This is a genomic window from Planctomyces sp. SH-PL62, assembly GCF_001610895.1.
In the GTDB taxonomy this organism is placed as follows: Bacteria; Planctomycetota; Planctomycetia; order Isosphaerales; family Isosphaeraceae; genus Paludisphaera.
In genome coordinates this window covers 5493896-5520599 of the sequence record NZ_CP011273.1, presented here as the reverse complement: position 1 = coordinate 5520599, position 26704 = coordinate 5493896, and the positions used below count along the sequence as shown (strand labels likewise).

The 26704-nt window shown below is 70.5% G+C and carries 20 protein-coding genes; 11 read left to right on the top strand and 9 right to left on the bottom strand.

The window, feature by feature from the left end; translation table 11 throughout:
- The first annotated feature begins 20 nt into the window (after positions 1 to 20).
- From VT85_RS21425 to VT85_RS21415, 3 genes are read left to right on the top strand one after another with little or no spacing between them, the layout of a single operon-like run.
- Positions 21 to 689 carry an urease accessory protein UreF gene (locus VT85_RS21425; RefSeq protein WP_197491309.1) on the top strand — a complete coding sequence of 223 codons (669 nt, stop codon included), beginning with the start codon at positions 21 to 23 and terminating at the stop codon, positions 687 to 689.
- Positions 690 to 701: 12 nt separating this feature from the next.
- On the top strand, positions 702 to 1340 hold the full coding sequence (gene ureG, locus VT85_RS21420) for an urease accessory protein UreG (RefSeq protein ID WP_068419878.1): 639 nt from the start codon (positions 702 to 704) through the stop codon (positions 1338 to 1340).
- Positions 1337 to 2251, top strand: coding sequence for an urease accessory protein UreD (locus VT85_RS21415; RefSeq protein ID WP_068419876.1), 915 nt, complete (start codon positions 1337 to 1339; stop codon positions 2249 to 2251). Before ureG ends, VT85_RS21415 begins: the two co-directional genes overlap by 4 nt.
- Before the next feature lie 49 nt (positions 2252 to 2300).
- On the opposite strand, the gene VT85_RS21410 is transcribed toward VT85_RS21415, so the two are convergent.
- From VT85_RS21410 to VT85_RS21400, 3 genes are read right to left on the bottom strand one after another with little or no spacing between them, the layout of a single operon-like run.
- On the bottom strand, positions 2301 to 2870 hold the full coding sequence (locus VT85_RS21410) for a hypothetical protein (protein ID WP_156513001.1): 570 nt from the start codon (positions 2868 to 2870) through the stop codon (positions 2301 to 2303).
- Positions 2871 to 2884: 14 nt separating this feature from the next.
- Positions 2885 to 4732, bottom strand: a complete 1848-nt coding sequence (locus tag VT85_RS21405; RefSeq protein ID WP_068419871.1) for a serine/threonine-protein kinase — start codon at positions 4730 to 4732, stop codon at positions 2885 to 2887.
- Positions 4729 to 5301 carry an ECF-type sigma factor gene (locus VT85_RS21400; protein ID WP_068419869.1) on the bottom strand — a complete coding sequence of 191 codons (573 nt, stop codon included), beginning with the start codon at positions 5299 to 5301 and terminating at the stop codon, positions 4729 to 4731. The genes VT85_RS21405 and VT85_RS21400 overlap by 4 nt, the downstream gene beginning before the upstream one ends.
- A gap of 263 nt (positions 5302 to 5564) precedes the next feature.
- Between VT85_RS21400 and VT85_RS21395 the strand changes: the two genes are divergently transcribed.
- Positions 5565 to 6737: a cupin domain-containing protein gene (locus VT85_RS21395; protein WP_068419868.1), complete on the top strand. Its 1173-nt coding sequence runs from the start codon at positions 5565 to 5567 to the stop codon at positions 6735 to 6737.
- Positions 6738 to 6780: 43 nt separating this feature from the next.
- Here the strand turns inward: VT85_RS21395 and VT85_RS21390 are convergent, their stop codons facing one another.
- Positions 6781 to 7548: an SDR family NAD(P)-dependent oxidoreductase gene (locus VT85_RS21390; protein ID WP_068419866.1), complete on the bottom strand. Its 768-nt coding sequence runs from the start codon at positions 7546 to 7548 to the stop codon at positions 6781 to 6783.
- Between the two features lie 228 nt (positions 7549 to 7776).
- On the opposite strand from VT85_RS21390, the gene VT85_RS21385 reads away from it, so the two are divergent.
- Positions 7777 to 8892: an aminopeptidase gene (locus VT85_RS21385; RefSeq protein WP_068419863.1), complete on the top strand. Its 1116-nt coding sequence runs from the start codon at positions 7777 to 7779 to the stop codon at positions 8890 to 8892.
- Between the two features lie 86 nt (positions 8893 to 8978).
- Positions 8979 to 11111: a hypothetical protein gene (locus tag VT85_RS21380; protein WP_068419861.1), complete on the top strand. Its 2133-nt coding sequence runs from the start codon at positions 8979 to 8981 to the stop codon at positions 11109 to 11111.
- 98 nt (positions 11112 to 11209) lie between these two features.
- On the opposite strand, the gene VT85_RS21375 is transcribed toward VT85_RS21380, so the two are convergent.
- The 3 genes from VT85_RS21375 to VT85_RS21360 all read right to left on the bottom strand — a co-directional run bounded on the left by VT85_RS21375 (position 11210) and on the right by VT85_RS21360 (position 16175).
- The gene (locus VT85_RS21375; RefSeq protein WP_068419860.1) at positions 11210 to 12625 is read right to left on the bottom strand and encodes an RNA polymerase sigma factor; all 1416 of its coding nucleotides are present in this window, start codon (positions 12623 to 12625) and stop codon (positions 11210 to 11212) included.
- Positions 12626 to 13678: 1053 nt separating this feature from the next.
- A complete protein-coding gene (gene ilvD / locus VT85_RS21365; protein ID WP_068419858.1) occupies positions 13679 to 15577 on the bottom strand; it encodes a dihydroxy-acid dehydratase in 1899 nt (632 codons plus the stop codon).
- Positions 15578 to 15767: 190 nt separating this feature from the next.
- Positions 15768 to 16175: a hypothetical protein gene (locus VT85_RS21360; RefSeq protein ID WP_068419857.1), complete on the bottom strand. Its 408-nt coding sequence runs from the start codon at positions 16173 to 16175 to the stop codon at positions 15768 to 15770.
- Between the two features lie 505 nt (positions 16176 to 16680).
- Here VT85_RS21360 and VT85_RS21355 point away from each other — a divergent pair.
- Positions 16681 to 18408 carry a hypothetical protein gene (locus tag VT85_RS21355; RefSeq protein ID WP_068419855.1) on the top strand — a complete coding sequence of 576 codons (1728 nt, stop codon included), beginning with the start codon at positions 16681 to 16683 and terminating at the stop codon, positions 18406 to 18408.
- Positions 18409 to 18454: 46 nt separating this feature from the next.
- Here the strand turns inward: VT85_RS21355 and purD are convergent, their stop codons facing one another.
- On the bottom strand, positions 18455 to 19966 hold the full coding sequence (purD, locus tag VT85_RS21350) for a phosphoribosylamine--glycine ligase (protein WP_068422446.1): 1512 nt from the start codon (positions 19964 to 19966) through the stop codon (positions 18455 to 18457).
- 333 nt (positions 19967 to 20299) lie between these two features.
- Here purD and VT85_RS21345 point away from each other — a divergent pair, with 333 nt between their 5' ends.
- The 3 genes from VT85_RS21345 (at position 20300) to VT85_RS21335 (ending at position 23458) form a co-directional block, all read left to right on the top strand.
- On the top strand, positions 20300 to 21316 hold the full coding sequence (locus VT85_RS21345; protein ID WP_068419853.1) for an aspartate-semialdehyde dehydrogenase: 1017 nt from the start codon (positions 20300 to 20302) through the stop codon (positions 21314 to 21316).
- A 208-nt stretch (positions 21317 to 21524) separates the two neighbouring features.
- A complete protein-coding gene (gene truA / locus VT85_RS21340; protein WP_068419852.1) occupies positions 21525 to 22292 on the top strand; it encodes a tRNA pseudouridine(38-40) synthase TruA in 768 nt (255 codons plus the stop codon).
- The gene (locus VT85_RS21335) at positions 22289 to 23458 is read left to right on the top strand and encodes a glycosyltransferase family 4 protein (protein WP_068419851.1); all 1170 of its coding nucleotides are present in this window, start codon (positions 22289 to 22291) and stop codon (positions 23456 to 23458) included. Before truA ends, VT85_RS21335 begins: the two co-directional genes overlap by 4 nt.
- Here VT85_RS21335 and VT85_RS21330 read toward each other — a convergent pair.
- Entirely contained in the window at positions 23414 to 25141 is a 1728-nt protein-coding gene (locus VT85_RS21330; protein WP_068419849.1) for an ArnT family glycosyltransferase, read from the bottom strand. The genes VT85_RS21335 and VT85_RS21330 overlap by 45 nt on opposite strands.
- A gap of 212 nt (positions 25142 to 25353) precedes the next feature.
- Between VT85_RS21330 and VT85_RS21325 the strand changes: the two genes are divergently transcribed.
- Positions 25354 to 26676 (top strand): hypothetical protein, encoded by a 1323-nt coding sequence (locus tag VT85_RS21325; RefSeq protein WP_068419847.1) that lies wholly within the window; start codon positions 25354 to 25356, stop codon positions 26674 to 26676.
- Positions 26677 to 26704 lie beyond the last annotated feature (28 nt).

The window sequence follows — 26704 nt, the reverse complement described above, 5'->3', positions numbered from 1 at the left end:
TGTCGACGATCGCGGAGCTGATGCGGGTCTTGCAATTCGGCGATTCGCTGCTGCCGGTCGGGGCCTTCTCATTTTCGAACGGGCTGGAGTCGGCCGTGCAGCTCGGCGTCGTTCGCGACCTGGACTCGCTGCGCGAGTTCGTGAAGGCGGCCGTCGAGCAGGCGGCGACGTCCGACGGGGTCGCGGTCCTCTCGGCGTTCCGCGCCGCGGCGGCCGGCGACGTGGAAGGGATCGATCGGGCCGACCACGCCGTCTTCGACCGCAAGCTGAACGAGGAGATGCGGACGATGACGGTGCGGATGGGCCGCAAGCTGGCCGAGATGGCCGACCGCGTGCTCGGCCCGTCGGTCGCCGGGGAATGGCTCGCCCGGATCCGCGCGGGGGAGACTCCCGGCTGCCTGCCGGTCGGCCAGGCCCTGGTCTTCGCCGCGCTGGGGCTCTCGGAGCGAGACGCCTTCGCCGTCCACCAGTACGGCGTGGCCGGCATGATGACCAACGCCTCGCTCCGGATGATGAAGCTCCATTACCTGGACGTCCAGGCGCTCCTGTTCGAAGTCAACGCCGACGCCGAGGCGGCCTACGCCCGCGTCGTCGACCACTCGCTCGAGGACATGGCGGCCTTCGCCCCGGTCTTCGACGTCCTGGCGTCGCTCCACGTCGGCGCCCACGTCCGTATGTTCATGAATTGAGGGATTCCGCGCATGGCGAAGAATATCACGAGGATCGGCGTGGGGGGCCCCGTCGGGTCCGGCAAGACGGCGATCATCGAGGCGATCACGCCCAAGCTCCTGAGCATGGGCTCGCGCATCCTCATCATCACCAACGACGTCGTGACCACCGAGGACGCCAAGCACGTCCAGCGCACGCTCAAGGGGGTCCTGATCGAGGAGCGGATCCTCGGCGTGGAGACCGGCGCCTGCCCCCACACGGCCGTCCGCGAGGACCCCAGCATGAACCTCGCCGCCGTCGAGGACATGGAGGCCCGCTTCCCGGACACCGACCTCGTCCTGATCGAGAGCGGCGGGGACAACCTCACGCTCACCTTCAGCCCGGCCCTGGTGGACTTCTTCATCTATGTCATCGACGTCGCCGCCGGCGACAAGATCCCCCGCAAGAACGGGCCCGGCATCACCCAGTCCGACATCCTCGTGATCAACAAGACCGACCTGGCCCCCCACGTCGGCGCCAGCCTGGAGGTCATGGAGAAGGACTCCCGGCTGATGCGCGGCGATAAGCCGTTCGTCTTCACCAACTGCAAGACGGGCGAGGGGATCGACGACCTGATCGAGCTGATCCGCGAGAACATCCTCTTCGACCTCGAACTGAAGGCCCCGGCGTGAACGTCACCCCCACGCCCCCCGAACTCGCCCCATACCTGGACGAGCCCGCGCAGCTCCGCAGCGGCGGGTTCGGCAAGAACGCCCTGCTGCGGCTCCGGTTCGAACGTCGCGGCGGGCGCTCGATCCTGGCGTTCATGGAGCGTCGCGCCCCGCTCCTGGTGCAGAAGGCCCTCTACTGCGACGAGGGGATGCCCGACCTCCCGGTCGTGTTCATCATCTCGAACGCCGGGGGGATCCTCCAGGGCGACCGCTACACGATGGACTTCGCCGTCGGCCCCGGGGCGTGCGGCCACGTCACGACCCAGGCCGCGACCAAGATCCACGAGATGGACGCGAACCACGCCCTCCAGACCCAGGAGCTGACGCTCGACGAGGGGTCGTACCTGGAATACATCCCCGAAGCGGCCATCCCGTTCGCCCACTCGCGATTCCTGACCCGGACGAAGGTGCGGATCGCCCCGTCGGCGACGCTCCTCTACGCCGAGACCCTCATGGGCGGGCGCAAGTACTATCGCGACGGCGAGCGGTATCGGTTCGACCTCTTCTCCTCGACCGTCGCCGCCGAGCGGCCGACCGGGGAGAGCCTGTTCGTCGAGAAGTTCCGCGTCGAACCCGCCCGTTCGCCCGTGTTCCGGCCGGGCGTGATGGACGACTTCGACGTCTTCGGGAACGTCCTGCTGCTGACCCCCCCCGCGATCGCCGACGCCGTCGCGGCCCGGGCGGTCTCGGCCTGGAACAAGGCCGAAGGCTGGGCCGCCGGCGTCGGTCGGCTGCCGAACGGGGCGGGGCTGGTCTACAAGGTCGTCGGCAAGGAGACGAGCCTGGTCCGCGCCCGAATCCGCGAGTTCTGGTCCATCGTCCGTCCCGAGGTCGCCGGCCGCCCCGTCCCCCCGGAATTCGCCTGGCGCTAGGCCCGACGGCCCGCGCCCGCCCCGCGAAGCGCCGACCCTCGACGCGGGCTCAGCCCTCCGGCCCGTCCACGCGGATCAACGAGTCGGCCTGGATCTCGTGCTCCAGCTCGCCGTCGTCGACGGCCTCGTAGTCGAAGCCGACCGACCAGGGGGGGAGGCCCAGGATCTCGGCGAGACGTTCGTGCCGATCCGTCGCGAACAGGAAACTCCCACGCAGGGCCGCCTCGACGGCCGCCGCGTCCGCCCCCGGCCTCAGCAGGCCGCAGAGCCTCGCCGGGTCGCCGGGGCCCAGAGGGGGCGCGCCTTCCTCCTCCTCCAAGGCTTCGGGGTCCGAGCTGTAGGAGTCCGCCAACTCGCCCTCCGCGAACAGCCAGTAGTCGAGCACGTCGTCGTCGTGGTTGACCACGGCCAGGACCGGCTGGTCCAGGTCCCGGGAGAGGAGCGCCCCCACCGTCAGGATGGGCCGCGTCGCCTGGCTGTCCGCCTCCGCGTCGTAGACGACCGCGAAGCCCCCGCGCGAGGGGGTGACGGCGGCCCGCCGCCCCGCGCGACCGAGGGCCTCGGCGATCTTGCCAGGTGCGGCGGCCTTGACCGAGAAGTTCACGTAGAAAGCGCCCAAGCGGGAATCCTCCGTCATACGGTCGTCGGGGGGGATCGTCGATCTTGCGTCGCGGGCTCCTCGGTCCGCCACCAGTCGGCGGCCCGCGCCGCGTCCCACTCGCCGACGCAGGAGCAGGCGGCCAGGGCCCGTTCGAGCGTCAGGACGTCGGGGAAGCGGTCGTCGGGCCGTTTCTCCAGGCACTTCAGGACGAGGCGGTCGAGATCCTCGGGGACCTCGGGGCGGCGTCGCGATGGGGACTGAGCGGGGTCGCGGACGACGGCGAGCAGGATGCCGATCGTCCCGCCGCCCGTGAACGGGGCCTCGCCGGTGAGCAGGTGATACGCGACCGCGCCGAGCGAGTAGACGTCGCTGCGGGCGTCGATCTCCGGGTCGCCCCTCGCCTGCTCGGGCGACATGAACAGGGGGGTGCCGAGGATCTGGCCCTCTTCGCTCGGATCCGGCGAACGGTCCGCGGAGAGGGGCCGGACCAGGCCGAAGTCGAGCAGCTTGGCCACGTCGTCCGCGCCCCCCCGGCGCGATGCGAAGATGTTCGAGGGCTTGATGTCGCGATGCACCAGCCCGGCCGCGTGCGCCTCGGCCAGCGCGAGGCAGACCTGCCGGAGCAGGTAGACGACCCGTCCCGGGGGGAGCGGCCCGTGCCGCTGCACGAGGCGGTCCAGGCTCAGGCCCGGCAGGTACTCCATGACGTAGAAGTACTCGCCCTCCTCGGTCCGGCCGTAGTCGTAGATCTCCACCGTGTTGGGGTGGGAGAGCTCGGCGGTGATCCGGACCTCGCGTTCGAAGCGCTCCAGGATCTTGCCGTCCGGATCGAAGCCGGGACGGATCAGCTTGAGGGCGCAGGGCCGCTTGAGGAACCGGTGCTCGGCCAGGTAGACCTCCCCCATCCCCCCCGCGCCGAGCCGCTCGCCCAGCCGGTACTGGCCGAGCCGACGCGCCTCGCGGGCCTGCCGACGCAGCCGGGTGATCGTGTAGGCTCCGTGGGTGGACCAGGCGGCGAGGATCAGCAGCAGCATCGCGTCGAAGCCGAAGTGGGCCAGCGCCGTGCTGCCGCGTTCTAGGCCCAGGCGGGCCATCGACCGCATCAGGTCGGGGTGGCGGACGAGTAGCAGCGCGAGCGTGGCGAACGGGAGGAGGGCGATCGAGCCGACGACCACGACGGCCCGCCGCCAGCTCGCCGGGGCGTAGATCCCGTACGAGAGGATCAGTATCGTCGAGACGAGCACCCGGTGGCTGAACACGAGCTGCACGCGGATGGGGTCGTTCCGGAGCGAGAAGTCGAGCATCGTCCGGTACTGGGCGAACGAATAGACGGCGGCGACCGACCCGATCATCCCCAGCTCGATCGCCTCGAACGCCGACGGCGAGAAGCGGCGAGGGCCCTGCAAGAGCGCGACCAGGACGCCCAGGCCGGCGGTGAGCAAAACGTAAGGGACGGCCTGGGTGGGATCGGGGTCCCCCAGCACCATGTATTTCCAGCCGAGGATCAGGAGCGTGATGAGGAGGCAGGTGGTCGTCAGCCCTTGCAGCCGTCGACGCGCCAGGTCTCGGCCGCCGAGCGAGGGGGGCGATCCGGTCGCGGCCTGGATGGCCGAATACGGCGTGAACCCCCGGCCGGGAGCGACGTCGGCCGGCTCGGGCCCCGGGTCGGGCGGCCAGGTGGCCGTCTCTTCCGGGGAGGGGGGGGCCAGGAAGCCGTCGCGCTCGGCCTGTACGTCGCGGGCGAGGAGGCGGGCGGTCGCGTCGAGCAGCTCGGCGTCGTCGCCGCAGGCGGCGCGGAGCCAGGCCGTTCGGTCGTCGGGGGCGAGGCGCAGGGCCTCGTCGAAGAGATCGCCGACGCGGCGCCAGCGCTCGGGGGTCATCCGTCCCCCCTACCGAGCTGGTCCCCGAGCCAGGCCCGCGCCAGCCTCCAGTCGCGCTCGACCGTCACCACGGCGACGTCGAGCGCGGCGGCGACCTCGGGGACGGTCATCCCCGCGAAGTAGCGAAGGGTCATCACCTGGGCCTGGCGCTCGCTCATCGCGGCCAGGCGGTCGAGCGACTCGTGGACGGCGACCACGTCCAGCCCTTGCTCCTCGAAGTAGTCGACCACGCCGTCGAGCGGCACCCGACGCCAGGCGCCTCCCCGACGACCGGCCTTCCGTCGTCGGGCGTGGTCGATGAGGACCTCGCGCATCGCCCTCGCGGCCGAGGCCAGGACGAAGCCCCGGTCGTCGGCCTTCTCGAAGACCTCCTCGCCCAGCAGGCGGATCACGGCCTCATGGACGACCGCGGTCGGCGAGAGGGTGTGGTCCGAACGCTCGCGGCTCATCATCCGCCCGGCGACGCGCCTCAGCTCGTCGTACATCCGCGCCAGCAGCTCGTCGCGAGCCTGCTCGTCGCCGACGCGCGCCCGATCCAGGATGTGGGTCAACTCGCCGCGAGATTCCATCTTTCGCGCTCGCCGGAGTCCGCCAGCCGATGATGCCCGTCCGCACCGGTATTGTGCGGCAAGACTCCGGCGGAGGGCAAGACGCCGTCGGCGGCCGGGCCGCGAAGCTGACCCGGGGGGCCGGCGCGGCCTGATGAAGCAAGAGGGAAGCGTCGCGGATCCCCGCGTCGTACAGTGGTGTCGGCGGCCCGGCACGCAGCGGCGGGATCGAAGCGGTTCGATCGTCGCGCCTTCTCCGACTCCCCAGATCAAAGGACCAGGGCATGTCGAACGTACCGAGGCGGGATTTCCTGGCGGGCGTGGGGCTCGCCGCGGCGGTCGCGGCGGCGGCGAAGACGGCCGAGGCCGGCGATCCCAGCTTCATGAACAACGCCCCCGACGACGTCCTCTCCGGCAAGGAGCTGCCGACTTTCAAATTCGAGCTGGAGAAGTCCCAGGGCAAGGTGATCGGCGGCAGCTCCGGAAAGGAGGCGACCGTCGAGCAGCTCCCCATCTCGAAGGGGATCGCCGGCGTCTCGATGCGCCTGGAGCCCGGCGCGATGCGCGAGCTGCACTGGCACGCCACCGCCGCCGAGTGGGCCTTCGTCGTCGAAGGCCGCGTCCGAACCACCGTGATCGACCCGGACGGCGGGGCCGAGACGAACGACTTCGAGCCGGGTGACGTCTGGTACTTCCCCCGCGGGCACGGTCACGTCCTCGAATGCCTGGGCGACGCCCCCTGCCACTTCGTCCTGATCTTCGACAACGGCTACTTCTCGGAGTTCGGCACCTTCAGCATCACCGACTGGATCGGCCACGCCCCCAAGGCGCTCCTCGCCAAGAACTTCGGCCTGCCGGAGTCGGCCTTCGAGGGCTTCCCCACGGAGGAGGTCTATTTCGCCCGCGGCGCGAGGCCTCCGGAGACGCCCGCGGAGCCGCTCCAGGGCTGGAAGCCGCCGGCCCTCACGCACAAGTACGAGTTGCTCAAGCGGCCCCCGCACCGCGTCTTCCCGGGCGGCCGGGAGTGGCGGGTGGATTCGACGTCGTTCCCGATCTCGAAGACCGTCGCGGCCGTCGTGCTGGACCTCGAGCCGGGGGGCCTGCGCGAGCTGCACTGGCACCCCACGGCCGACGAGTGGCAGTACGTCGTCGACGGCGACGTGAGCGTGACGATGTTCGGCTCCCACGGCCGGTTCCGGACCGAGCGGCTGGCGCAGGGGGACGTCGGCTACATCCCCCAGGGGTACGGCCACTCGATCGAGAACGTCGGCGACGGGCCGAGCCGGGTCCTGATCGGGTTCAACACGGGCGTCTACGCGACGATCGACCTCTCGCAGTGGATCGCCGGAAACCCGACCGACGTGCTGGCGACGAACTTCGGCAAGCCGGCCTCTCTGTTCGAGAAGTTCCCGCGCAAGGACGTCTTCATCGCTCCCCCGGGCGCGGTCGAGGAGTGAGCCCGACGCCCGGCCGGGATCGGCCGCCGGGCGGCCCTGGACGTTACAGGGTCGCGAGGTAGCCGCCGTCGACCGGGAGGGCGACGCCGGTGATGTAGTCGCTCGCCCGGCTGGCGAGGAAGACCGCCGCGCCGGCCATGTCGTCGGGCTTGGCCCAGCGGCCGACCGCGATCCGCGACAGGACGCGCTCGTGGAGGCCGGGGATCTGCTCGCGGGCGGCGAAGGTCATCTCGGTGTCGAACCAGCCGGGGAGGATGGCGTTGACCTGGATCTGATCGGCCGCCCAGGCCAGCGCCAGGCTCTTGGTGAGCTGGACGATCGCCCCCTTCGAGGTGGCGTAGGCCGCGGCGAACGAGGAGCCGAAGACCGACGTCATGCTGCCGGTGTTGACGATCTTGCCCCCCCCTTGCCGCTTCATCCAGGGGTAGACCGCCTTCGAGGCCAGGAACGCGGAGGTGACGTTGGCGTTCATCACCTGATTCCATTCGTCGAGCGTGAAGTCCTGGGGGGCCTTGCGGATGTTGATCCCGGCGTTGTTGAACAGGGCGTCGATGCGGCCGAAGTGGTCGCCGGCCTCGGCGACGGCCCGCTCGACCTCCTCGGGCTTGCTGAGATCGGCGACGATCGCAAGCGCCTTCGCCCCGGTCTTCTGTTCGATGGTCTCGGCTGCGGCCCGGGTCTTCTCGGGGTTCCGTCCCACCACGGCGACCGAGGCGCCGGCCTCGGCCAGGCCCAGGGCCATGCCCAGGCCGATGCCGCCGTTGCCGCCGGTCACGATCGCCGTGTTCCCCGTCAGATCGAAGAGATTCAAGGAGCCGCTCCCCTTTCGGCCTCGGCGTCGAGGCGCGTCGGCCGCCGCGCGTCTTGCCGTCGCGGTGCGAAGGTTGGATCATGGAGGCGAATCATCGGAGCCGAGGCGCGTCCGCGCCTCGCTCCCTCGACCGTAAAGGCTAATCGACGACCCCGCCGCTGACAAGCGGACCGAAGCCCGCCGCGGGGGCGTCGCGAGATCCGGGACGCCCCCGGGAGGTCCGATCCGATGCCCGACCCGCGATGGGAAACCCTGGCCGACATCCTCATCGACCACTCCGTCCGCCTGAAGGCCGGCGAGACCCTCCTGATCGAATGCTTCGACCTTGAGGACTCCACGCTCCCCCGCCTTCTGATCCGAAAAGCCGCCGAGCGCGGCGGAATCGCCCTGGTCGAGACTCGCGACGCGCGGCTCGTCCGGGAGATGGTCCTGCGTGGCTCGGCCGAGGCGATCGAGACCTGGGGGCGGATCGACCGCGCGCGGATGGACAAGGTCCAGGCGTACCTGGGCCTCCGGGGCGCCCGCAACATCAGCGAGATGAGTGACGTCCCCCCGGAGCGGCTTGACGCCTACAACGCCCTCTACCAGAAGCCCGTCCATTTCGAGCGCCGGGTGACTCATACCAGGTGGTGCGTCCTCCGTCTCCCCAACGCCGGCATGGCCCAGCAGGCCGGGATGAGCACCGAAGCGTTCGAGGACTTCTACTTCAACGTCTGCACGCTCGACTACGCGAAGATGGCCAAGGGCCTGCAACCGCTGGTCGACCGCATGGACAGGGCCCGCGAGGTCCGCATCACCGGCCCGGAGACCGACCTGCGGTTCTCGATCGCCGGCGTCCCGGTGGTCCCTTGCTCGGGAAACATGAACATCCCCGACGGCGAGGTCTTCACCGCCCCGGTCCGCGACTCGATCGAGGGCCACATCCGGTTCAACACGCCGACGATCTATCAGGGCGCCTCGTTCGACGGCGTCCGGCTGGAGTTCCACAAGGGGAAGATCGTCAAGGCCGAATGCGCCGGGGGGGACGACGAGAAGCTCCAGCGGATTCTCGACGCCGACGACGGGGCCCGCTACACGGGCGAATGGTCGATCGGCTGCAACCCCCGCATCCTCACCCCGATGCGCGACATCCTCTTCGATGAGAAAATCGCCGGCAGCTTCCACCTCACGCCCGGCAACGCCTACGACGAGGCCGACAACGGCAACCGCTCCAAGATCCACTGGGACCTCGTCCAGATCCAGCGCCCCGAATACGGCGGCGGCGTCATCGCCTTCGACGGCGTCCCCATCCGCGTCGACGGCAAGTTCGTCGTCGACGACCTGATGCCGCTGGACGCCCCCTGACCGGAGTCCGCCGTCCGCTCGGCCCGGTTCTGATCCAGGGCCGTCGTCCCTCTCCAGCCGACCCGACAAAAGACCTGAGGACGCCCATGTCACGAACTCTCCGATCGATCCGGGCGACCGCAATTGGGATCCTCCTGGGTCTGGGCTTCGCGACGACGGGGTTCGCCGACTCCGGCGTCCAGGTCGACGAGGCCGAGGGCCTGGTTCGGGTGACCTGGACGATCTCTCCCGACGAGAGCGGGTCGGCGGTCTTCAGTTTGGACCCGGAAAAACCCCTCATCGAATCCCTCGGGGTGGCGACCGATGGCGAGGCCGCGAAGCCAGTCGCGACGGGCTTGAATCCGGTGACGTTCCTGACCGTGGGGAGCCGCGACCTGAAGAATCCGGCGGGCTGGGTGGCGTTCTTCGACAACCCGCCCAAGCGTCCCCATCAGACCTTCCCCATCGTGCTCGGCAAGCGACGGGCGATCGTGAGCCGCGACGGCGCGCGGACCACCGTGAGCGTGGCCGAGGCCGCCGCCGGGTCGTTTCGCGGGGACGTCCGGTTCACGTTCCACCGGAACAGCCCGCTGATCCAGGCCGAGACGGTGGTCGCCACGGAGGAGGACGGTCGGGCGATCGTTTATGACACCGGCTTCGCCGGCGCAAACTCGGGCTGGGACGCGATCGCCTGGAACGAGGCCGCGGGGCCCTTCAAGAAGGTCGCGTTCGATCCGGACTCCCCGGCGACCCCCCTCGCGGTCTCGGGCCGGGCCGTCGCGGCCGAGTCGGGCGGTGGGTCGCTCGCCGTGTTCCCGGAGCCGCATCGGTACTTCTACCCGCTGGACGAGGCGTTCAACCTGAAGTTCGTCTGGCACGGCCGGGATTACGGCGGGGCGGCCCAGGGTTACGGGATCGGCGTCCGCCAGGAACTCACCGGCGACCGGCGGTTCGTCCCCTGGTTCAACGCGCCCGCGGGCACGGAACAGCACCTCGGCGTCTTCCTCCTGCTGACGCGGGGCGACGGCCGCCGGGCGCTCGACGCGGTCGCGAAATACACCCGCGGCGACCGCTACAAGGCCCTGGCGGGCCACAAGACGTTCACCAGCCATTATCACGTCGAGCACACCCTCGAATACTTGCGACGCCAGAAGGAGCAGGGGATTTCGGGCCAACCGCGCGAGCTGGAAACCCCCGGCATGGTCGAGACGTTCAAGGCCAGGGGGGTCGACATCGTCCACCTCGCCGAGTTCCACGTCGGCGAGACGCCCCGGCTTGGGGACGCCGAGCGGCTCCCGCAGTTGAAGCTCCTCCACGAGGAATGCGCCCGCCTCTCCGAGAAGGGGGTGCTCATCCTGCCGGGCGAGGAGCCGAACGTCCACCTGGGCGGGCACTGGATCAGCTTCTTCCCGAATCCGGTCTACTGGGTCCTGAACCGTCGGGAAGGCCAGCCGTTCGTCGAGGACGTCGAGGGCTATGGCACGGTCTACCGCGTCGGCAGCGCGGAGGACGTGCTCCGGCTGATGGAGCGGGAAGACGGCCTGATGTGGACGGCCCACCCCCGGATCAAGTCGTCGATCGGTTTCCCAGACGGCTACAAGGACCGTGACTTCTTCCGCTCCGAGCACTTCCTCGGCGCCGCCTGGAAGGCGATGCCGGCGGACCTGTCGCGGCCCACGCTCGGCTGGCGCGTGCTCGACCTGCTCGACGACATGGAGAACTGGCGCGCGCGGAAGCAGATCGTCGGCGAGGCGGACCTGTTCCGCATGGAGCCCGACTTCGAGACCTACGCGCATATGAACATCAACTATCTCAAGCTCGACGCGACGCCCCGCTTCGCCGACGGCTGGAAGCCGGTGCTCGACGCCCTGCGCGGCGGGCGGTACTTCACCACCACGGGCGAGGTCCTGATCCCGGACTTCACCGTCGGCGGCAAGCCGTCGGGCCAGGACCTTGGCCCGATCGGCGAGGGGGAGACGGTGGTGGAAGCGAGCCTGGAATGGACCTTCCCGATGGCGTTCGCCGAGGTCGTCTCCGGCGACGGCCGCAACGTCTTCCGCCACCGGATCGACCTCGCCGACGCCGGGGAGTTCGGGAGCCGCAAGCTCCGCATCCCGCTCGACCTCAAGGGCCGGACCTGGGTGCGGTTCGAGGCCTGGGACGTCGCCGGCGACGGGGCCTTCACCCAGACCGTCCGGCTCACGGCCGGCGAGGCCCGGCCGGACGGCCCCGCTCGGTAAGGCCGAATCGGAGGCTCGCCCGCATCGGTGACCCAAGACGACGCGAAATCGGGTCGGGAGGAGCGGGCTTCGCCCCTCGATCAAGGCGTCTCGGGGGCTCAGCCGGGATCCCCGGGCTGTGCCTCATCGCGCTGGCGGAGGAGGGCGTCCAGCCGCTCCTCCAACGCTTCGACGCGCCGGCGCAGCACCTCGACCTCGCCGGCGTCGGGTCGACTGCGGACATCCTTGAGCCATAGGCTCGCGAGTCGACGGGCTAAGCGGGCTTTGGTGAGGTCGCCCATGGCGCTCCGTCCCAGCTTATCTTCCGACTCCACGAATTCTTCGAGTTCCCCCATGCGGGCGGCATGCGCCTCGACCGACGCCAGGCGCTTGTCCGGACTCGCCGTCGACTCCGCCTCCATCATGAGGCCCGAGGCGTCGATGAGGCGGTCGATCGTGATGCGGCCCTCCTTATAGTAGGCGAGCTGCGCCTCCAACCGCTCCCTCGCGGCGTCGACCATCCGCTCGCGTGCGGTTCGATCCCGGGGTTTCTCCGGCGGGGCCGGGTCGCCATGTTGATGCGCCGCCGGCGGCTTGCCAACCTCGCCCGACGGGGGCCGGGAGACGGGGGCCTCCTGTCCGCCTCGGCCGTTGGCCGAGAAGCCGACCGCCCCCGCCGTCGTCATCATCGCGGCGGCGAGGATCCAACCCGCCGTTTTGCAGCCGTCGAATACCATGGCGCGCACCATCCCTTCGTAGCTGGAAACGACCGAACTCGGGACCACTTCGAGCATCGCGGGCCGGCCCCGTCGCAGGGCGTCGACCGCCTTGATCGTCGCTGCGGACCAGCCGACTCTTGCGAGGGGCGGGGCTTCGGCCGAAGCAAGCCGACCGATCAACGCCGCCTGGGCCGGTCCGAACCCGCGGCGGGCCAGGCGGGCTCGGAGGCGTTCGCGGGCCCGGGAGAGGCGCACGCGCACCGTGCCGATCGGGCAGCCGATTCGCCGGGCCGCCTCCTCATAGGTCAGCCCCTGGAGATAGCAGTGGACGACCGGGGCCCGATACTTCTCGGGCAGCCGGGCCACCTCTTCGTGGACGGCCTCCCAGTCGTCGGCCGGCGGCCGATCCTCCCGGGCGACGATTCGGCCCTCGGCGGCGGCCGCCGCACGCTCCTCGATCCGTCGCCGGGAGACGGCCCGGCCTCTTGACTTCGAGGCAATGCGGCGGGCCGCGCCGTGCAGCCACGGCGCGAGCGACCCCCCCACGCGGATCGAGGACGCCTTGCGGGCGAGCACGAGGAAGACGACCTGCGCCGCGTCTTCGGCGTCCTGGCGATCGTCCAGGATCTGCCGACAGACCCGGAGGACCATCGGGCCGTGCCGTTCGACGAGGATGCGGAAGGCCTCCTCCGCCGGCTCATCCCGATCGAGGGCGAATCGGGAGAGCAAGGCGCGGTCGTCGGCCCCTCCGAGCGTCCCGAACGCCCAGAGCTTGCGGATCTCTCCTTCAATCGTTGGACGACCCCCGCCGGCCATGGCACACCTCCTCGCGATTCGTCAGCGGCCCTTTTCCTCCCTATTATGCCCGCCACGGCCTCGCCCGGTTCCACTTTCTCCGGTTAATCGCGAGGGATCGCCGATGCATCGCCGGCCATCGTCGCCCGGCGGTGCGTCGCTCTACGGATCCCAGGCCCGTACGCCGTGACCGGGGCCCACACGGTGCGTACGGGCCGGCGGACAATCCGCATCGCGGCCCAACCGAGCATCAGGGCGAGGAGGAGGACGACGACGGCGATCGAGCCGTTGACGCCGGGGCCACTGAGACCCGGATTCCTGGCCTCCGTTCGCAATCCCCGATCCTGGACCAAGATTCAGGTAAGGGATGCCGCGCGGGACGACCCGCCGCGAGCCCTGTGGACTGGGACCCACCGCGTATTTTGGTGTAAGGCGCGCCGAACGAACCCAATTTCCGGAGACTCCTCACTAAACTCCACCGAGTTCCGGCGGAAGACCTTCGGGTGCCACGGGTTCGCAGAACCCGTGGACCGGCCGCGGATTCGGACGACGGCTCGGGGCCGGCCCGACGCCGATCCACGGGTTCAGAGAACCCGTGGCACCCCGATCGCCGTCTCCCGCCCCCCCGAGATGGTGGTGTTAAGTGAGGAGTGTCAATTTCCGGGGCCGAAGTTGAGCCTTATCTTATTGTTGAGTAAGGAATTATGGCCGATGGGTTCGTTCTCGGCGCGCGCGAACGAACCCAATCCTCCCGGCGGAGGTGGTTCGTGTGTCGCGGATCATCCCGGCCTCTCGTCGTTCCCGCGACGGCGGTTCCGCGCGAACGAGCCCGAAGAGCGCGCCCGACATCGCCCTATGGCGCGGGACAATCCCGGGGGCCACGGGGTGGAAGTCCCCGCGGCTCCCGGCCCCGCGCGAACGACAGGGGAAAGCGCGCCGAACGAACCCAATTTTCAAGGGCCCAAAACGGGGCTTATGTTGTTGCGGTGTATCGACTTGCGGCTGATGGGTTCGTTCGCGGCACGCGCGAACGAACCCAATAACGAACCCGATCTGGGGCCCCGTCGGTGCGGGTCAGTCGCACTTGAGGATCGCACCGGTGTCGGCGCTGGTGGCGAGCTTCTGGTAGCGGGCGAGCCAGCCGGTCCGGAACTTGGAGGGGCGGGGCTGCCAGGCTTCGCGGCGGGCGGCGAGTTCGTCGTCGGAGAGGCGGACGGCGAGCTTGCCGTTGGGGATGTCGATCTCGACGACGTCGCCGTCCTGGATCAGGCCGATGGGGCCGCCGACGGCGGCCTCGGGGCTGACGTGGCCGATCGACGCGCCGGCGGTGCCGCCGGAGAAGCGGCCGTCGGTGATGAGGGCGCAGCAGTCGTCGAGGCCGGAGCCCTTGACGGCCGTGGTGGGGGCGAGCATCTCCTGCATGCCGGGGCCGCCGCGCGGGCCTTCATAACGGATGACGATGACGTCGCCGGGCTTGACCTTGCCGAAGACGATGCCGTTGTAGGCGTCTTCCTCGCTCTCGAAGATGACGGCCGGGCCGGTGTGCTTGAGCATCTTGGGGTCGACGCCCGCCGTCTTGACCACCGCGCCGTCGGGGGCGAGGTTCCCCTTGAGCATCGTCAGGCCGCCGGTCTGGGAGTAGGCCTTGTCGACCGGCCGGATCACGTCGAACGGGTCGAAGCCGTCGTTCGTCGAGCCGTCGCCGTTGCCGCCGTCTTGCGGGGCCGCGGATTCACCCTCGGAGTCGAGCAGGGCCAGGCCGGCGACCTGCGACCCGGCGTCGGCGACGGCCGGGACCGACCACGCCTGGGAGGACCGCTCGCCGCCGGGTCGGACCCTGGCCATCCTCAGGGCCGCCGGGACGGCCGCGGCGCTGCGGACGTCGTAGGCCTCGATGTTCTCGCCGAGGGTCTTGCCGGTGACGGTGCTGGCGGTCAGGTCCAGCAGGCCGGGGCAGCCGCGGGCGACTTCGCCGAGGATGGTGTGGATGCCGCCGGCGCGGGCGACGTCCTCGACGTGATAGCTGCTCGACGGGCTGACCTTGCAGATGTTGGGGGTCTTCTTGCTGAGCTCGTCGATCCGGTCGAGGGTGAACGGGACGCCCGCCTCGTGGGCGATGGCGAGGATGTGGAGGACGGTGTTGGTGCTCCCCCCCATCGCCATGTCGAGGATCATGGAGTTGTCGAACGCGGCGGCCGTGGCGATCTCGCGCGGGAGCAGGCCGTGGCCCTCGCCGACGCGGTTGAACTCCATGGCCATCTCGACGATCCGGCGGGACGCGTCCTGGAACAGGACCCTGCGGTCGGCGGAGGTGGCCAGCAGGGTGCCGTTGCCGGGGAGGGCCAGGCCCAGGGCTTCGGCCAGGCAGTTCATGCTGTTGGCGGTGAACATGCCGGAGCAGCTGCCGCAGGTGGGGCAGGCGGCCTTCTCGATGGCGTCCAGCTCCTCGGCCGACATCTCGCCGCGGGCCTTCTGCACGCCGCCGATGAAGGCGTCGATCAGGTCGACCGTCTTGCCGTCGGCCGTCTTGCCGGCCTCCATCGGCCCCCCCGAGACGAAGACGGTGGGGACGTTCACCCGCATGGCGCCCATGAACATCCCCGGCACGATCTTGTCGCAGTTGGGGATGCAGATCATGCCGTCGAACATGTGGGCGTTGATCATCGTCTCGACGGAGTCGGCGATCAGCTCGCGGGAGGGGAGCGAGTACTTCATCCCGCCGTGGCCCATCGCGATGCCGTCGTCGACGCCGATCGTGTTGAAGAGGAACGGCACCCCCCCCGCGGCCCGCACGCACTCCTTGACGTAGTTGCCGACCTCCTGGAGGTGGACGTGGCCCGGGATGATGTCGACGTGGCTGTTGCAGATGGCGATGAAGGGCTTCTTCCAGTCGTCCTCGCGGACGCCGGTGGCGCGCAACAGGCTGCGATGCGCGGCGCGGGCGTCGCCTTGCTTGATCGTATCGGAACGCATGTCATCGTCCTCGGTCGGGCCGACCGTCTGGGGGCAGGGGGGACCGTCTCTGCGACCCTCGATCGTAGCAAAACGGCCCCTCGCCCTCCAAGCCGGCTAGGGGCGGGGAGTGCGGCCCTCGAATGCGAAGTTCCCGCGGAGCCCGCCCGGGAGGACCTCCAGGCTCTGGAGCGACGCCCGAGGCGCGGGGCTAGCGGCCGCCGGTCCGTCGCTTCCGGGCGGGGGGGGCGAGGGTCTGGTCGGTGACGGCGGCGAGGAGTGCGGCGAGGCGGCGACCGGCCTCGCCGTCGCAACGGGCGAGTTCGGCCATCTCGGCGAAGCTGAGCTGGGGGTCTGGGAAGGGGAGGCGGCCCTCGGCCTGGTCGGCCGTGGAGGCGAGGGTGTAGAGCTTGTCCTTGTGCTGGACCTTGAGGCCCCGACGCTTGAGCAGGTCGAGCTCGCGATAGAACGTGCGCAGGCCGATCGCCAGGCTCTTGAGGACCTCCTCGCGGGTCCGGGGCCGCTCGGCCAGCAGGCGAACCAGCCGGTAGAGCCGCGAGGCCCGCTGCCGCGTGATATGGACCGAGCCACGCCGTCGCCCGCCCGGAGAGTCGCTCATCGCAAGACAATCCTTCCCATCAACTTCGGGCTCCTCCTTGAGCCCCGCCGCCCTCCCGGCCCGTCCTGGGCCTGTCGTTTCGGGCGCGATCCCGGATGGGTGGGCGACCCGCCCCCCCGACGTCCCCGAAGGGTTCCCTCCCCCAACACTCACGAAAACTTGAGGTGCAGGCCGATAGAAGGGGTGGCCCTGTTCGTCCTGCGCCGGATGCGCCGAATTTGACGAATTTCTCAAGGGCTCCCGTCGGCGAACCGATTATCGAACAAGGCGTGCCGAATCTCCAGGGTCATCTCCCCGCGAGGGGTGGCCGCCTACGTCTCGTCGCCCGCTTCCTGGATGCACGTCTGATCCGACCGGGGCCGGGACGAATGCTGGATGGAGTCGACGCCTCGGGCGGCCGTTCCGGGGGCACCCGCGAATCCGAGCCCGGACGAGCCTCGTGGCTAAGGGGAATTGATCCATGTGGACGCGTAAGCCAAAGCCTTCGAGACGATCTCTTCGGCCCATGGCCGAGGGCCTGGAAACCCGACGAGTGCTGTCGTCGCTCTCGACGATCCCGTCGGCCTCGGTCTCCGGCACGGACGCGGACGGCGACCGCTGGACGCTGACCCTCTACGGGCCGGGCACGATCAACGTCGTGGACCCGACCGGCCAGGCCTTCACCAAGGCGAACTCGGCCACGCCCGACCTGATCCACACGATCACGGTCGCCGGGACGGTCTCGCATTCCAGCCGGCTGGTGGGCCGGGTGGAAGCGGCGGGGGGGGGAGACGGCAAGGTCTTCTTCCAGAACCTGAACATCCAGAACAACGGGGCGTTCGGCCAGATCGACGCCAACAACGTCCAGCGCCGGGGGACGACGGCCCAGAACGGCATCGCCCTGGTGGACATGCCCGACTTCTGGCTGGGCCGGACCAGTTCCACGGCGTCGACGGTCTCGTCCGACATCCACTCGGGCTTCTTCCTCGCCGGCGGCATCACCGCGCCCGAGGGGGTGAACGTCCTCCGCTTCGGCGGCGTCGACGTCAACTACACCCCCGCCGGCGCCACGCCCCTGGTCGCCTCGGCGCAGAAGAACGAGTTCGTGGTCAACCTGGGCCTGCCGGTCACCACCGGCACGAGCATCATCGTCGACCGCGTGACCACCAACGCGGGCACGTCGACCTCGACCAACCAGGGCAACACCACGACGACCGTCAACCAGCAGAGCGTGACGTTCCTGGTGACCGGCCGGATCAACCTGTTCCAGGCCAACCAGATCGACGGCAACACGGCGAACGGCCTGGCGCCGACGCAGTTCGACGCGACGGCCGACACGCCCACGGCCGGCGGCACCTACCTGGTGTCGCAGGCGGGCGAGGTGACCGGCCAGATCGGCTACGTCCGGGTCGGCGGCCCCGCCACCAACTTCACCACCTTCGCCATCGCGACCAGCATCTTCAGCGGCAGCCCGGGGGATACGCTGGACCCCAAGGTGACCAACTTCCTGATCGGCGGCGAGACGGACAACGTCATGCTGATCGCCCCCGGCGGCTCGCGCGACGTGTCGTTCGGCCGGGGCATGGACAACGTGGTCATCAACTCGCAGTGGATCCAGCACCTGCACGCCAACCGGGGCGCGGTGAACTCGAAGGTGACGGTCTCGCGGACGCTCGACAACCTCAAGCTCGGCGCCGACCTGGTCAACTCGCTGATCCAGTCGGGCTACACGCAGACCCTGACGGCCGAGGCGGTCTCGCCCGGCTCGGTCTTCTCGGCGGGCGGCGGCGCCTTCAACGGCGTGGCCCCCAAGGCGATCGACAACCGGACGTTCAGCAACATCGCGGGGGCGTCGCTCCCCTCGGCCCACGGCGGCGGCGGGATCAACGCCCAGATCGCCGGCAGCGTGGTCAGCTCGGTGGTCTCGGTGTCGGTCGACCCCGACCCGTCCGGCCTGAACGACCCGGGCGAGTTCCAGCAGGTGACCACGAAGCGGTTCCCCTTCGGGGCCCCGGAGAACGTAGTCCTGCCGCGCGGGTACATCAACGTCAAGCTCGAGGGCGAGGTCGACAACTCGGCCATCCAGGGGACGCTGGTCTCGCCCGACGTCCCCTCGGACACCGCGTTCTTCGCCAAGCACGTCGACGTCGTCAAGGGCGCGGCCTTCCCGCCCAAGGTCGACACCGCGCCGTTCAACCGCAAGCTCAACTACGGCAAGGCTCAGAAGGCCTTGAAGGGCCTCTGGAAGGTCTGACGGCGGCTCGGCGGACGGCGACCGGGCGGGATTCGATTCGGCGCGGTCAGGCGCCGGGGGCCTTGTCGGGGTCCTCGGCGATGTCGCGGCGGTAGACGCCCCCCGGGAACCGGATGGTTTTCACGGCCTGGTAGGCCCGCTCGCGGGCCTTGGCCAGGTCGTCGCCCAGGGCGGTGACGTTGAGGACCCGGCCGCCGTCGGAGACGATCCGGGGTTCGCGGCCGGCCTCGGGGTCGGGCCGGATCTTGGTGCCGGCGTGGAAGACCTTGACGTCGGGGAGCTGGTCGGCGGCGGCAACGTTCTGGATCCACTTGCTCCGCTCGTAGGGGCCGGGATAGCCCTCGGCGGCCATCACGACCGTCACGGCGGGGCGGGGGTCCCACCGCAGCTCGACCTGGTCCAACCGCTCGTCGACGACCGCCTCCAGGGCGTCGAGCAGGTCGGACTGGAGCCGCATGAGGATCACCTGGGTCTCGGGGTCGCCGAACCGGACGTTGAATTCCAGGACCTTGGGCCCCTGGTTGGTGAGCATCAACCCGGCGTAGAGGACCCCCCGGAACGGCTTCCTGGCCCGCTTCAGGGCGTGGACGATGGGGACGAGGATCTCGCGCTCGACCTCCAGCATCAACTCCGAGGTGACCATCGGGGTGGGGGAGAAGGCGCCCATGCCGCCGGTGTTCGGCCCTTCGTCGCCGTCGAGGGCGCGCTTGTAGTCCTGGCTGGAGACCAGGGGGACGATGGTGCGTCCGTCGGTCAGGGCCAGGACGCTGGTCTCGCGGCCGTCGAGCCGCTCCTCGATGAGCACGCGGTCGCCGGCCTGGCCGTAGAGCCGGCGGACCATGATCTGGTCGATGGCCTCCAGGGCCTGGCGGAGCGTCCCGCAGACGTAGACCCCCTTGCCGGCCGCCAGGCCGTCGGCCTTGACGACCAGGCCCAGGGGGCAGTTGAGGACGTACTCGCGGGCCTCGGCGTAGGTGCTGTAGGACTTGCGGACGCCCCGGTCCTCGATCTCGACCTGGACGCCGGGGCCGAGCATCTCGCGGGGGTCGAGGATGCGCTCGACGGCCTCCAGCGTCTCGGCCGCGGTGCGGCAGTGGATCGTGTTGCGGATCATCGACCGGCCGCGCGAGCGGACGATCAGGGCGACCTCGCGCGAGAGGATGTAGTGCTCGGCGTCGGGCGCGCCCCGGAAGATCCGGTAGTCGGCCGTCGGGATGCCGGCCTGGCGCATCAGCTCCTTGGCGAAGACCTTGCTCCCCTCCAGCTCGGCCGCGTCGCGACGGGGGCCGAAGATCCGCAGCCCCTCGCGCTGGAAGAAGTCGACCAGGCCCTTCGCCAGCGGCTCCTCCGGGCCGACGACCGTCAGGCCGATCCCCTCGCGGCGGACGAACTGCGCCAGTCCGCGCTGGTCGCCGGGCTCGATGGCGACGTTCTGGACGTCGATCGCCGTGCCCGCGTTCCCCGGGGCGCAGTAGACCGCGGTGACCCGCGGCGACTGCTTGAGCTTCCAGCACAAGGCGTGCTCGCGTCCCCCCTTGCCGATGACCAAGACTTTCACGACGTCGACTCCCCGGAGAATAGCCCGAACCTCGCGGGCGACGCTCGCGTCCAAGCGACTTGAGATCGTCGCTCGGCGCGGGACGGCGAGGACGCCTCGGGGGCGGCCGACCCGTCCTCGTCCTGGCCGAAGGCACGCTGTCTGAACCTCGACTCCCATTCTAATAATCCCCCCCCCGCCGCGCACAGGACCGTTTCCCGGAGACGACCCGGCCGACCGCTTCGCGTGGCGTCGCGGCCCGCGGGATCGTAAGATGGAGAAGAATCGGCCCGCACCGCCGCCGCCGCGAGAACCGGGGCGCGACCCGCCCCCCAACATCCGGAGAACTCGACCGTGAAGAACGTAGCCGTCGTCGGCGCCAGCGGCGCCGTGGGCGAGCGGATGATCCGCCTGCTCGAGGAGCGGAACTTCCCCGTCTCCGCCATCCAGTTCCTGGCCTCCGAGCGCAGCGCGGGCAAGACGGTGACGTTCCGCGGCGAGTCGCACCCGGTCCGACCGATCTCCAGGGAGGCCTTCCGGGGGGTCGACGTCGTCCTCTCCAGCGTCCCCGCCGGCGTCTCCCGCGAGTGGAGCCCGATCGCCGCCGCCGCCGGCGCGGTCGTCGTCGACAACTCCAGCGCCTTCCGCATGGACCCCGACGTCCCGCTCGTCGTCCCCGAGGTCAACCCCCAGGACATCGCCCGCAACAAGGGGATCATCGCCAACCCCAACTGCTCGACGATCCAGATGGTCGTCGCGCTGAAGCCCCTGCACGACGCCTTCAAGGTCCTCCGCGTGGTCGTCAGCACCTACCAGTCGGCCTCGGGCGCCGGCCAGAAGGGGGTCGACGAGTTCGAGAGCCAGACCCGCGCCTGGGGCCGGGGCGAGGCCATCCCCGCCCCCGCCAAGTTCGCCCACCCGATCTTCAACAACTGCCTCCCCCAGATCGACGACTTCCTCCCGAACGGGTTCACCAAGGAAGAAATGAAGATGGTGAACGAGACCCGGAAGATCCTGGGCGACGACGCCATCGACGTCTGCCCGACGTGCGTCCGGGTCCCGGTCTCCTACTCCCACAGCGAATCCATCCTGATCGAGACCGAACGCCCGATCACCGCCGAGGCCGCCCTGGCCCTCTGGCGCGCGTTCCCCGGCCTCACCGTCGTCGACGACCCCGCCGCCCTGCAATACCCGCTCGCCGCCGCCGCCGAGGGCCGCGACGACGTCTTCGTCGGCCGCGCCCGCAACGACCTCAAGAACCCCAACGCCCTCCTGTTCTGGTGCGTCAGCGACAACCTCCGCAAGGGCGCCGCCACCAACGCCGTCCAGATCGCCGAGGCCCTCCTGAAGCTCGAACCGGCCCGCGCGTGATCCGGTCCCTGAAGCCCTTCCCCCCTCGCGGGGGAAGGGGTGACCAGCACCAGAGCCGTCAGCGACGTCCGCTTTGATGGTCCCCCTCATCCGGCCTGCGGCCACCTTACCCGACCAGGGGGGAAGGGATGACCAGCACGATAGCCGTCGCCGACGACGGCCGCATGCGGCGTCGGTCGAGAAAAGAAGGTCTCCACCCCACGTCCCGATGCGCAACATCAAGCTCACGATTTCCTACGACGGCACGGACTTCCACGGATGGCAGCGCCAGCCCGAGCTGCGGACCGTGCAGTCGGTTCTGGACGAGGCGATCGAGCGGCTCAACGGCGGGAAGCGGCCGAACACCAACGCCAGCGGTCGCACCGACGCCGGGGTCCACGCGCTGGGCCAGGTCGTCCACTTCCTGACCGCGGCGCGGCACAGGCCGGACGTCTTCCTGAAGGCACTCAACGCGATCCTGCCGCCGGACGTCCGGGTGCTGGCGGCGGCCGAGGTCCCGCAGGCCTTCCACGCGACGCTCGACGCCCGTTCCAAGCGCTACCGCTATCGGATCGACAACGGCCAGTACGCCAGCCCGTTCGAGCTGCGGTACGCCTGGCACATCTTCCACCGGCTCGACGTCGACGCCATGAACCGGGCCGCCTCGGCGCTGCTGGGCCGGCACGACTTCCGCAGCTTCGAGACCGACTGGCCCAACCGCCTCAGCTCGGTGCGGACGATCTACGACGTGGTCGCGAGCCGGCACGGCGACCTCGTCCACATCGAGGTCGAGGCCGACGGCTTCCTCTACAACATGGTCCGCTCCATCGCCGGGACCCTGTCGCTGGTCGGGACGGGGAAACGGCCCGAGGGCTGGGTCGGAGAGGTCCTGCGGGCCGAGAACCGCGTCGAGGCCGGGCCCACGGCCCCCGCGCGCGGGCTGTTTCTGCACCACGTCAATTACGACCGCCCGCCGGAGAAGGCCTCGCGCCCATGAAGATCGTCCACGTCATCACCCGGCTGATCCTCGGCGGCGCCCAGGAGAACACGCTGCTCACCGTCGAGGGGCTCCACCATCGATACGGCGACGACGTGACGCTCATCACCGGCCCGGCGGAAGGCCCGGAGGGCGACCTCTTTCGGCGTGCGGAGGAGCGGGGGCTTAAGGTCGAGCTGACGCCCAACCTGATCCGCGCCGTGAACCCCGCGACCGACTGGAAGGCGTATCGCGAGCTGCGGCGGTCGTTCCGTCGGCTCAGGCCGGACGTCGTCCACACCCACAGCTCGAAGGCGGGGATCGTCGGCCGGGCGGCGGCCTGGAAGGAGGGGGTTCCGGCGGTCGTCCACACGATCCACGGGCTGCCGTTCGGGCCGTTCGAGTCGGCGGCGCGGAACCGGCTCTACATCGCGCTGGAGCGGTGGGCGGCGCGGCGGTGCCACGCGATCGTCAGCGTGTGCGACTCCATGACCCGGCAGGCGCTGGCGGCGGGCGTGGGCCGTCCCGAACAGTTCTCGACCGTCTACAGCGGCATGGACGCCGACGCCTTCCTGAACCCGCCGCGCCCCCGCGACGAGGTCCGGCGCGAGCTTGGGCTGGCCCCGGAGCACGTCGCCTTCGCGACCGTCGCCCGGCTGTTCGAGCTGAAGGGGCACGACGACCTGATCGCCGTCGCCCCGGCGATCCTCCGCGCGAACCCGAACGTCCGCTTCGTCTGGATCGGCGACGGCATCCTCCGCGACCGCCTCATCGCCGACCTGGAGTCGAGAGGGATCCGCGACGCCTTCCTCCTCACCGGCCTGGTCCCCCCCGACCGGATCCCGGAGCTGCTCTCGGCCTCGGACGCGGTCATCCACCCGAGCCTCCGCGAAGGGCTGGCGCGGGTGCTGCCGCAGTCGCTCCTGGTCGGTCGGCCCGCGATCAGCTACGACGTCGACGGGGCCCGCGAGGTCGTCACGCCCGAGACCGGCGTCCTGCTGCCGCCTCGCGACCTGGAGGGCCTGGCCGCCGCCGTGATCCGGCTCGCCGCCGACCCGGCGCTCCGCGAGGCCCTCGGCCGGGAAGGCCGACGGCGGTTCGCCGACCAGTTCCGGCACGAGACGATGACGACGCAGCTCCGCTCACTTTACGAGCGGCTGCTCGCCGACCGCCCCCGTGGCCGTTGACTCCGGGGCCTTCGCCTTGCGGACGACGGCCAGATGGAGCCGGTACGCCTTCCCCTTGGCCGCGTTGAAGCCGGCCACGTCCTCGATTCTCGTGAACTCGACGCCGAACTTCTTCTCGAACTCGACGACCTCCTCGGGCGTGACGGCCGTGATCATGGCCTCCTGGCGATCCAGCCGCTCCCGCAACGTGGACGCCTCGCGAGTCAGGGCGATCGGCCGGCCGTACGCGTAGACGACGCCCGGTTCCTGATACTGCATGAGCAACGGGTCGAGCCCGGTCTCCGCCTTGAGCGCCGCCAGCCGCTCGCCGACGATCCGCGAGACCCGCAGCGGCTCGGCGCGGGGGATCAGCCAGCCGGAGACCAGGAGCATCATCAGGCCCACGGTCGCGGCCAGCCCGTAGGCCCCCCGCCAGGTCTCCCCGCGGTGGAGTTGCAGCAGGCTCGCGGCCGTCCCCAGGCCGACGACCAGGCCGCAGGCGACCAGCGGCAGGCCGAGCCCCGCCGGGGCGATTGCGGAGGCCGCCGCCATCCCCACCCCGGCCGTCACGCCGATCCCCGCGATCATCCCCTGCGCCAGCCTTCCCAGGGGCCATCGCCGCAGCGTCACCGCCTGGCGGTCCACCCCCTTGACCACCCACGCGGCCAGCAGCGCGCAGGCGGGATAGGCCGGGAGATAGTAATGGATCAGCTTCGTCTGGACGCACTCCAGGAGGATCATCGGCCCGACGATCCAGGCCACGAGGTAGGCCAGGTTGGGATCGACCTTCCGCCGCCGCCAGGCCGCGAGCAGCCCCATCGGCACCAGGCACGACCAGGGGAAGAACAGGGCCGTCGACATCAGGCCGTAATAGCCGGGGATCGCCCCGTGCTCCTCCATCCCGGTCGCGAGCCGCTGGAGGAACTGCTGCTTGACGGCCACCTCGACGAAATCGCCGCGGGTGGCGACCAGCATCAGGACGTACCACGGGCCGCTCAGGAGGGCGAAGGCGAGCAGCCCGCGCCGCCACTCCAACCGCCTCCAGACCTCGACGACCGGGCAGCCCCACCACCAGGCGAACGCGGCCGTGACCGCGAGCAGGGCCGGGCCGACCGGCCCCTTCGTGAGCATCGCCAGCGCGAGCAAGACCCAGAACGTCAGCGCGATCCGCCGCGAGCCGCGACGGGCCAGCTCCCAGAGGCAGAGCTGGCAGGCCGTCAGCCAGAAGGTCAGCAGGGCGTCGGTCGTCGCCAGCTTCGATTCGGCGACCATGATCGGCGAGACGGCCAGCATCAGCGCCGCCAGGAACCCGGCGCGGGCGCCCAGGATGCGACGGCCGAGCATCCAGACGAGCAGACACGTCCCCGTCCCCGCCAGCGCCGAGTGCAGCCGCATGCCGGCCGGGCCTTCGCCCAGGATCGCCGTGGCGGCCCCCATGAACCAGTAGGCGAGGATCGGCTTGTGATGGCGGGGCTCGCCGTTGAAGGTCGGGAAGAGCCAGTCGCCGCTTCCTCGCATCTCGTGCACGGCGACCGCGTTGCGGGGCTCGTCGCGGTCCCACAGGCCCGTCCGGGCGTTGCCCGCCAGGAAGAGGGCGAGGCAGACGGCGACGAGCGCGAGCGGCTCGATCCAGGCGGGACGGCGGCCGTCCTTCGGGGGGGGCGACGCCGTCGTCGCGTCGCGTTCGGGAGCGTCCTGCCCCATCGTCGAGATCCTCCTTGGCGGCGGGGATCGGGGGGAGACGCGGGCGAACTTCCTCGCGAGAGCCGTTCGGCGTCCCCAATCCTCGCCGGATCGTAGTATAATCGCCGCGAGATTTCCGGCGAGAGCGCTTCCGCGAACGGAACCGCGGCCGAGCCTCGACGTCCCTCGTCCCGGCGCGGGCGTCCGCGGCCGGTGGGCTCAGGGGACGAAGCATGATGATTCCGCAGCAGAACGAAGCGGCCTGCCTCCTGGAGACGGGGGCCCTCTACACCAGGCGCGAGGGTCTCCAGTGGGAAGGCCGGGCGCTGGTCTTCGCGGGCTTCAAACAAGGGGCGTTCTCCCTCTATTTCGGCGACGCGCCGATCTACCACTTCGACCTCGAAGGTCGATGGCAGCGGGCCTACGCCCGCGACCGCCACTACGTCAAGAGGCTCGACGGCGCCATTCACGAGATCGAGCGCGTCCGCGAGCCCGACGGGCTGGTCATGCGGCGGCGGTCCCTCGACGAGGCCGACGCCCGCCGCCTCGACGCGGAGGTGCGGGCCGTCGCCGACACCCTGCTCGCCGACCTGGCCCGCGGCGGCTGCCGTCGCCTCGACCCCCCGGACGGCAAGGCGAGGCCGATCGACGACGCCGAACTTCGCGAGTTCCTGGGCCGGATCGCCGCCTGGGACGCCCCCGCCTGGGCGGCCCACGAGGCTCGCGTCCGCGAGGTCTACGGCCCGCTCCCGCTGCTGCCCCCCGATTGCCCCAACGCCGTGGTCGTCCAGGCGACGGTGGGCGACCGCGACGGCCGCCGCTTCGCCGCCGGCCCGGTCCACGCCCACTCCGTCCGCCCCCCCGAGGCGTTCGAGGCCCACGTCCGCGACGTGGCCGGGCTGCTCGGCCGTCGCCTGCTCCAGACCCGGACGGCGTTCCTCGCCGGCCCGGACGTCCTCCGCCTCCCCGGCCCGGACGTGCTGGCCTACCTCGACGTCATCGGCCGCGAGCTCGCGCCCGAGGGCGGCGCAGCCTCGGCCGACGACGATCCGGCCGAGCCCCGGATCGACCAGATCCACGCCTTCCTCGACGACTTCGAACGCCCGATCGCCGACGCCGCGACCCTTCGCGGGGCCTACGCCCGCCGCCTCACCCGCATCGCCCTGGGGGTGGAATCGGGCGCGCCCGAGCTGCGCCGGCTCTACGGCAAGGGCTGGGCCGACGAGGACCTGAAGGCGTTCGCGGCCCATGCCAAGGCCGCCGGCGTGGAGCTGAGCGTCCTGACCCTGGTCGGCGCCGGCGGCAAGGCCCGTCGCGCCGAGCACGTCGAGCGGACCCGGGGGCTGATCGAGTCGCTCCTGCTGACCCGCGGCGACCTCGTCTTCCTCCTCGACGAGCGCGAGATCGCCGCGCCCTCCGACCTCCCCTCTCGCATCGAGCCCCTCGACGACGCCGAATGGCGGGAGCAGCTCGCCTTGCTCCGCCAGGGGCTCTCCAGCCTCCGCGAGCGTGGGGTGAAGGTCGTGCCTTACAGCCTGGTCAAACAGTTCGCCTAAAAGAAAGTCTTCCTCCCCCGTCGCGGCG

Coding starts and splice junctions, on each gene's coding strand:
- VT85_RS21425 (WP_197491309.1), top strand. CDS start 21: ATGCGGGTCTTGCAATTCGGCGATTCGCTGCTGCCGGTCGGGGCCTTC.
- ureG (WP_068419878.1), top strand. CDS start 702: ATGGCGAAGAATATCACGAGGATCGGCGTGGGGGGCCCCGTCGGGTCC.
- VT85_RS21405 (WP_068419871.1), bottom strand. CDS start 4,732: ATGACCCCCGAGCGCTGGCGCCGCGTCGGCGATCTCTTCGACGAGGCC.
- VT85_RS21400 (WP_068419869.1), bottom strand. CDS start 5,301: ATGGAATCTCGCGGCGAGTTGACCCACATCCTGGATCGGGCGCGCGTC.
- VT85_RS21395 (WP_068419868.1), top strand. CDS start 5,565: ATGTCGAACGTACCGAGGCGGGATTTCCTGGCGGGCGTGGGGCTCGCC.
- VT85_RS21385 (WP_068419863.1), top strand. CDS start 7,777: ATGCCCGACCCGCGATGGGAAACCCTGGCCGACATCCTCATCGACCAC.
- VT85_RS21380 (WP_068419861.1), top strand. CDS start 8,979: ATGTCACGAACTCTCCGATCGATCCGGGCGACCGCAATTGGGATCCTC.
- VT85_RS21375 (WP_068419860.1), bottom strand. CDS start 12,625: ATGGCCGGCGGGGGTCGTCCAACGATTGAAGGAGAGATCCGCAAGCTC.
- ilvD (WP_068419858.1), bottom strand. CDS start 15,577: ATGCGTTCCGATACGATCAAGCAAGGCGACGCCCGCGCCGCGCATCGC.
- VT85_RS21360 (WP_068419857.1), bottom strand. CDS start 16,175: ATGAGCGACTCTCCGGGCGGGCGACGGCGTGGCTCGGTCCATATCACG.
- VT85_RS21355 (WP_068419855.1), top strand. CDS start 16,681: ATGGCCGAGGGCCTGGAAACCCGACGAGTGCTGTCGTCGCTCTCGACG.
- truA (WP_068419852.1), top strand. CDS start 21,525: ATGCGCAACATCAAGCTCACGATTTCCTACGACGGCACGGACTTCCAC.
- VT85_RS21335 (WP_068419851.1), top strand. CDS start 22,289: ATGAAGATCGTCCACGTCATCACCCGGCTGATCCTCGGCGGCGCCCAG.
- VT85_RS21330 (WP_068419849.1), bottom strand. CDS start 25,141: ATGGGGCAGGACGCTCCCGAACGCGACGCGACGACGGCGTCGCCCCCC.
- VT85_RS21325 (WP_068419847.1), top strand. CDS start 25,354: ATGATGATTCCGCAGCAGAACGAAGCGGCCTGCCTCCTGGAGACGGGG.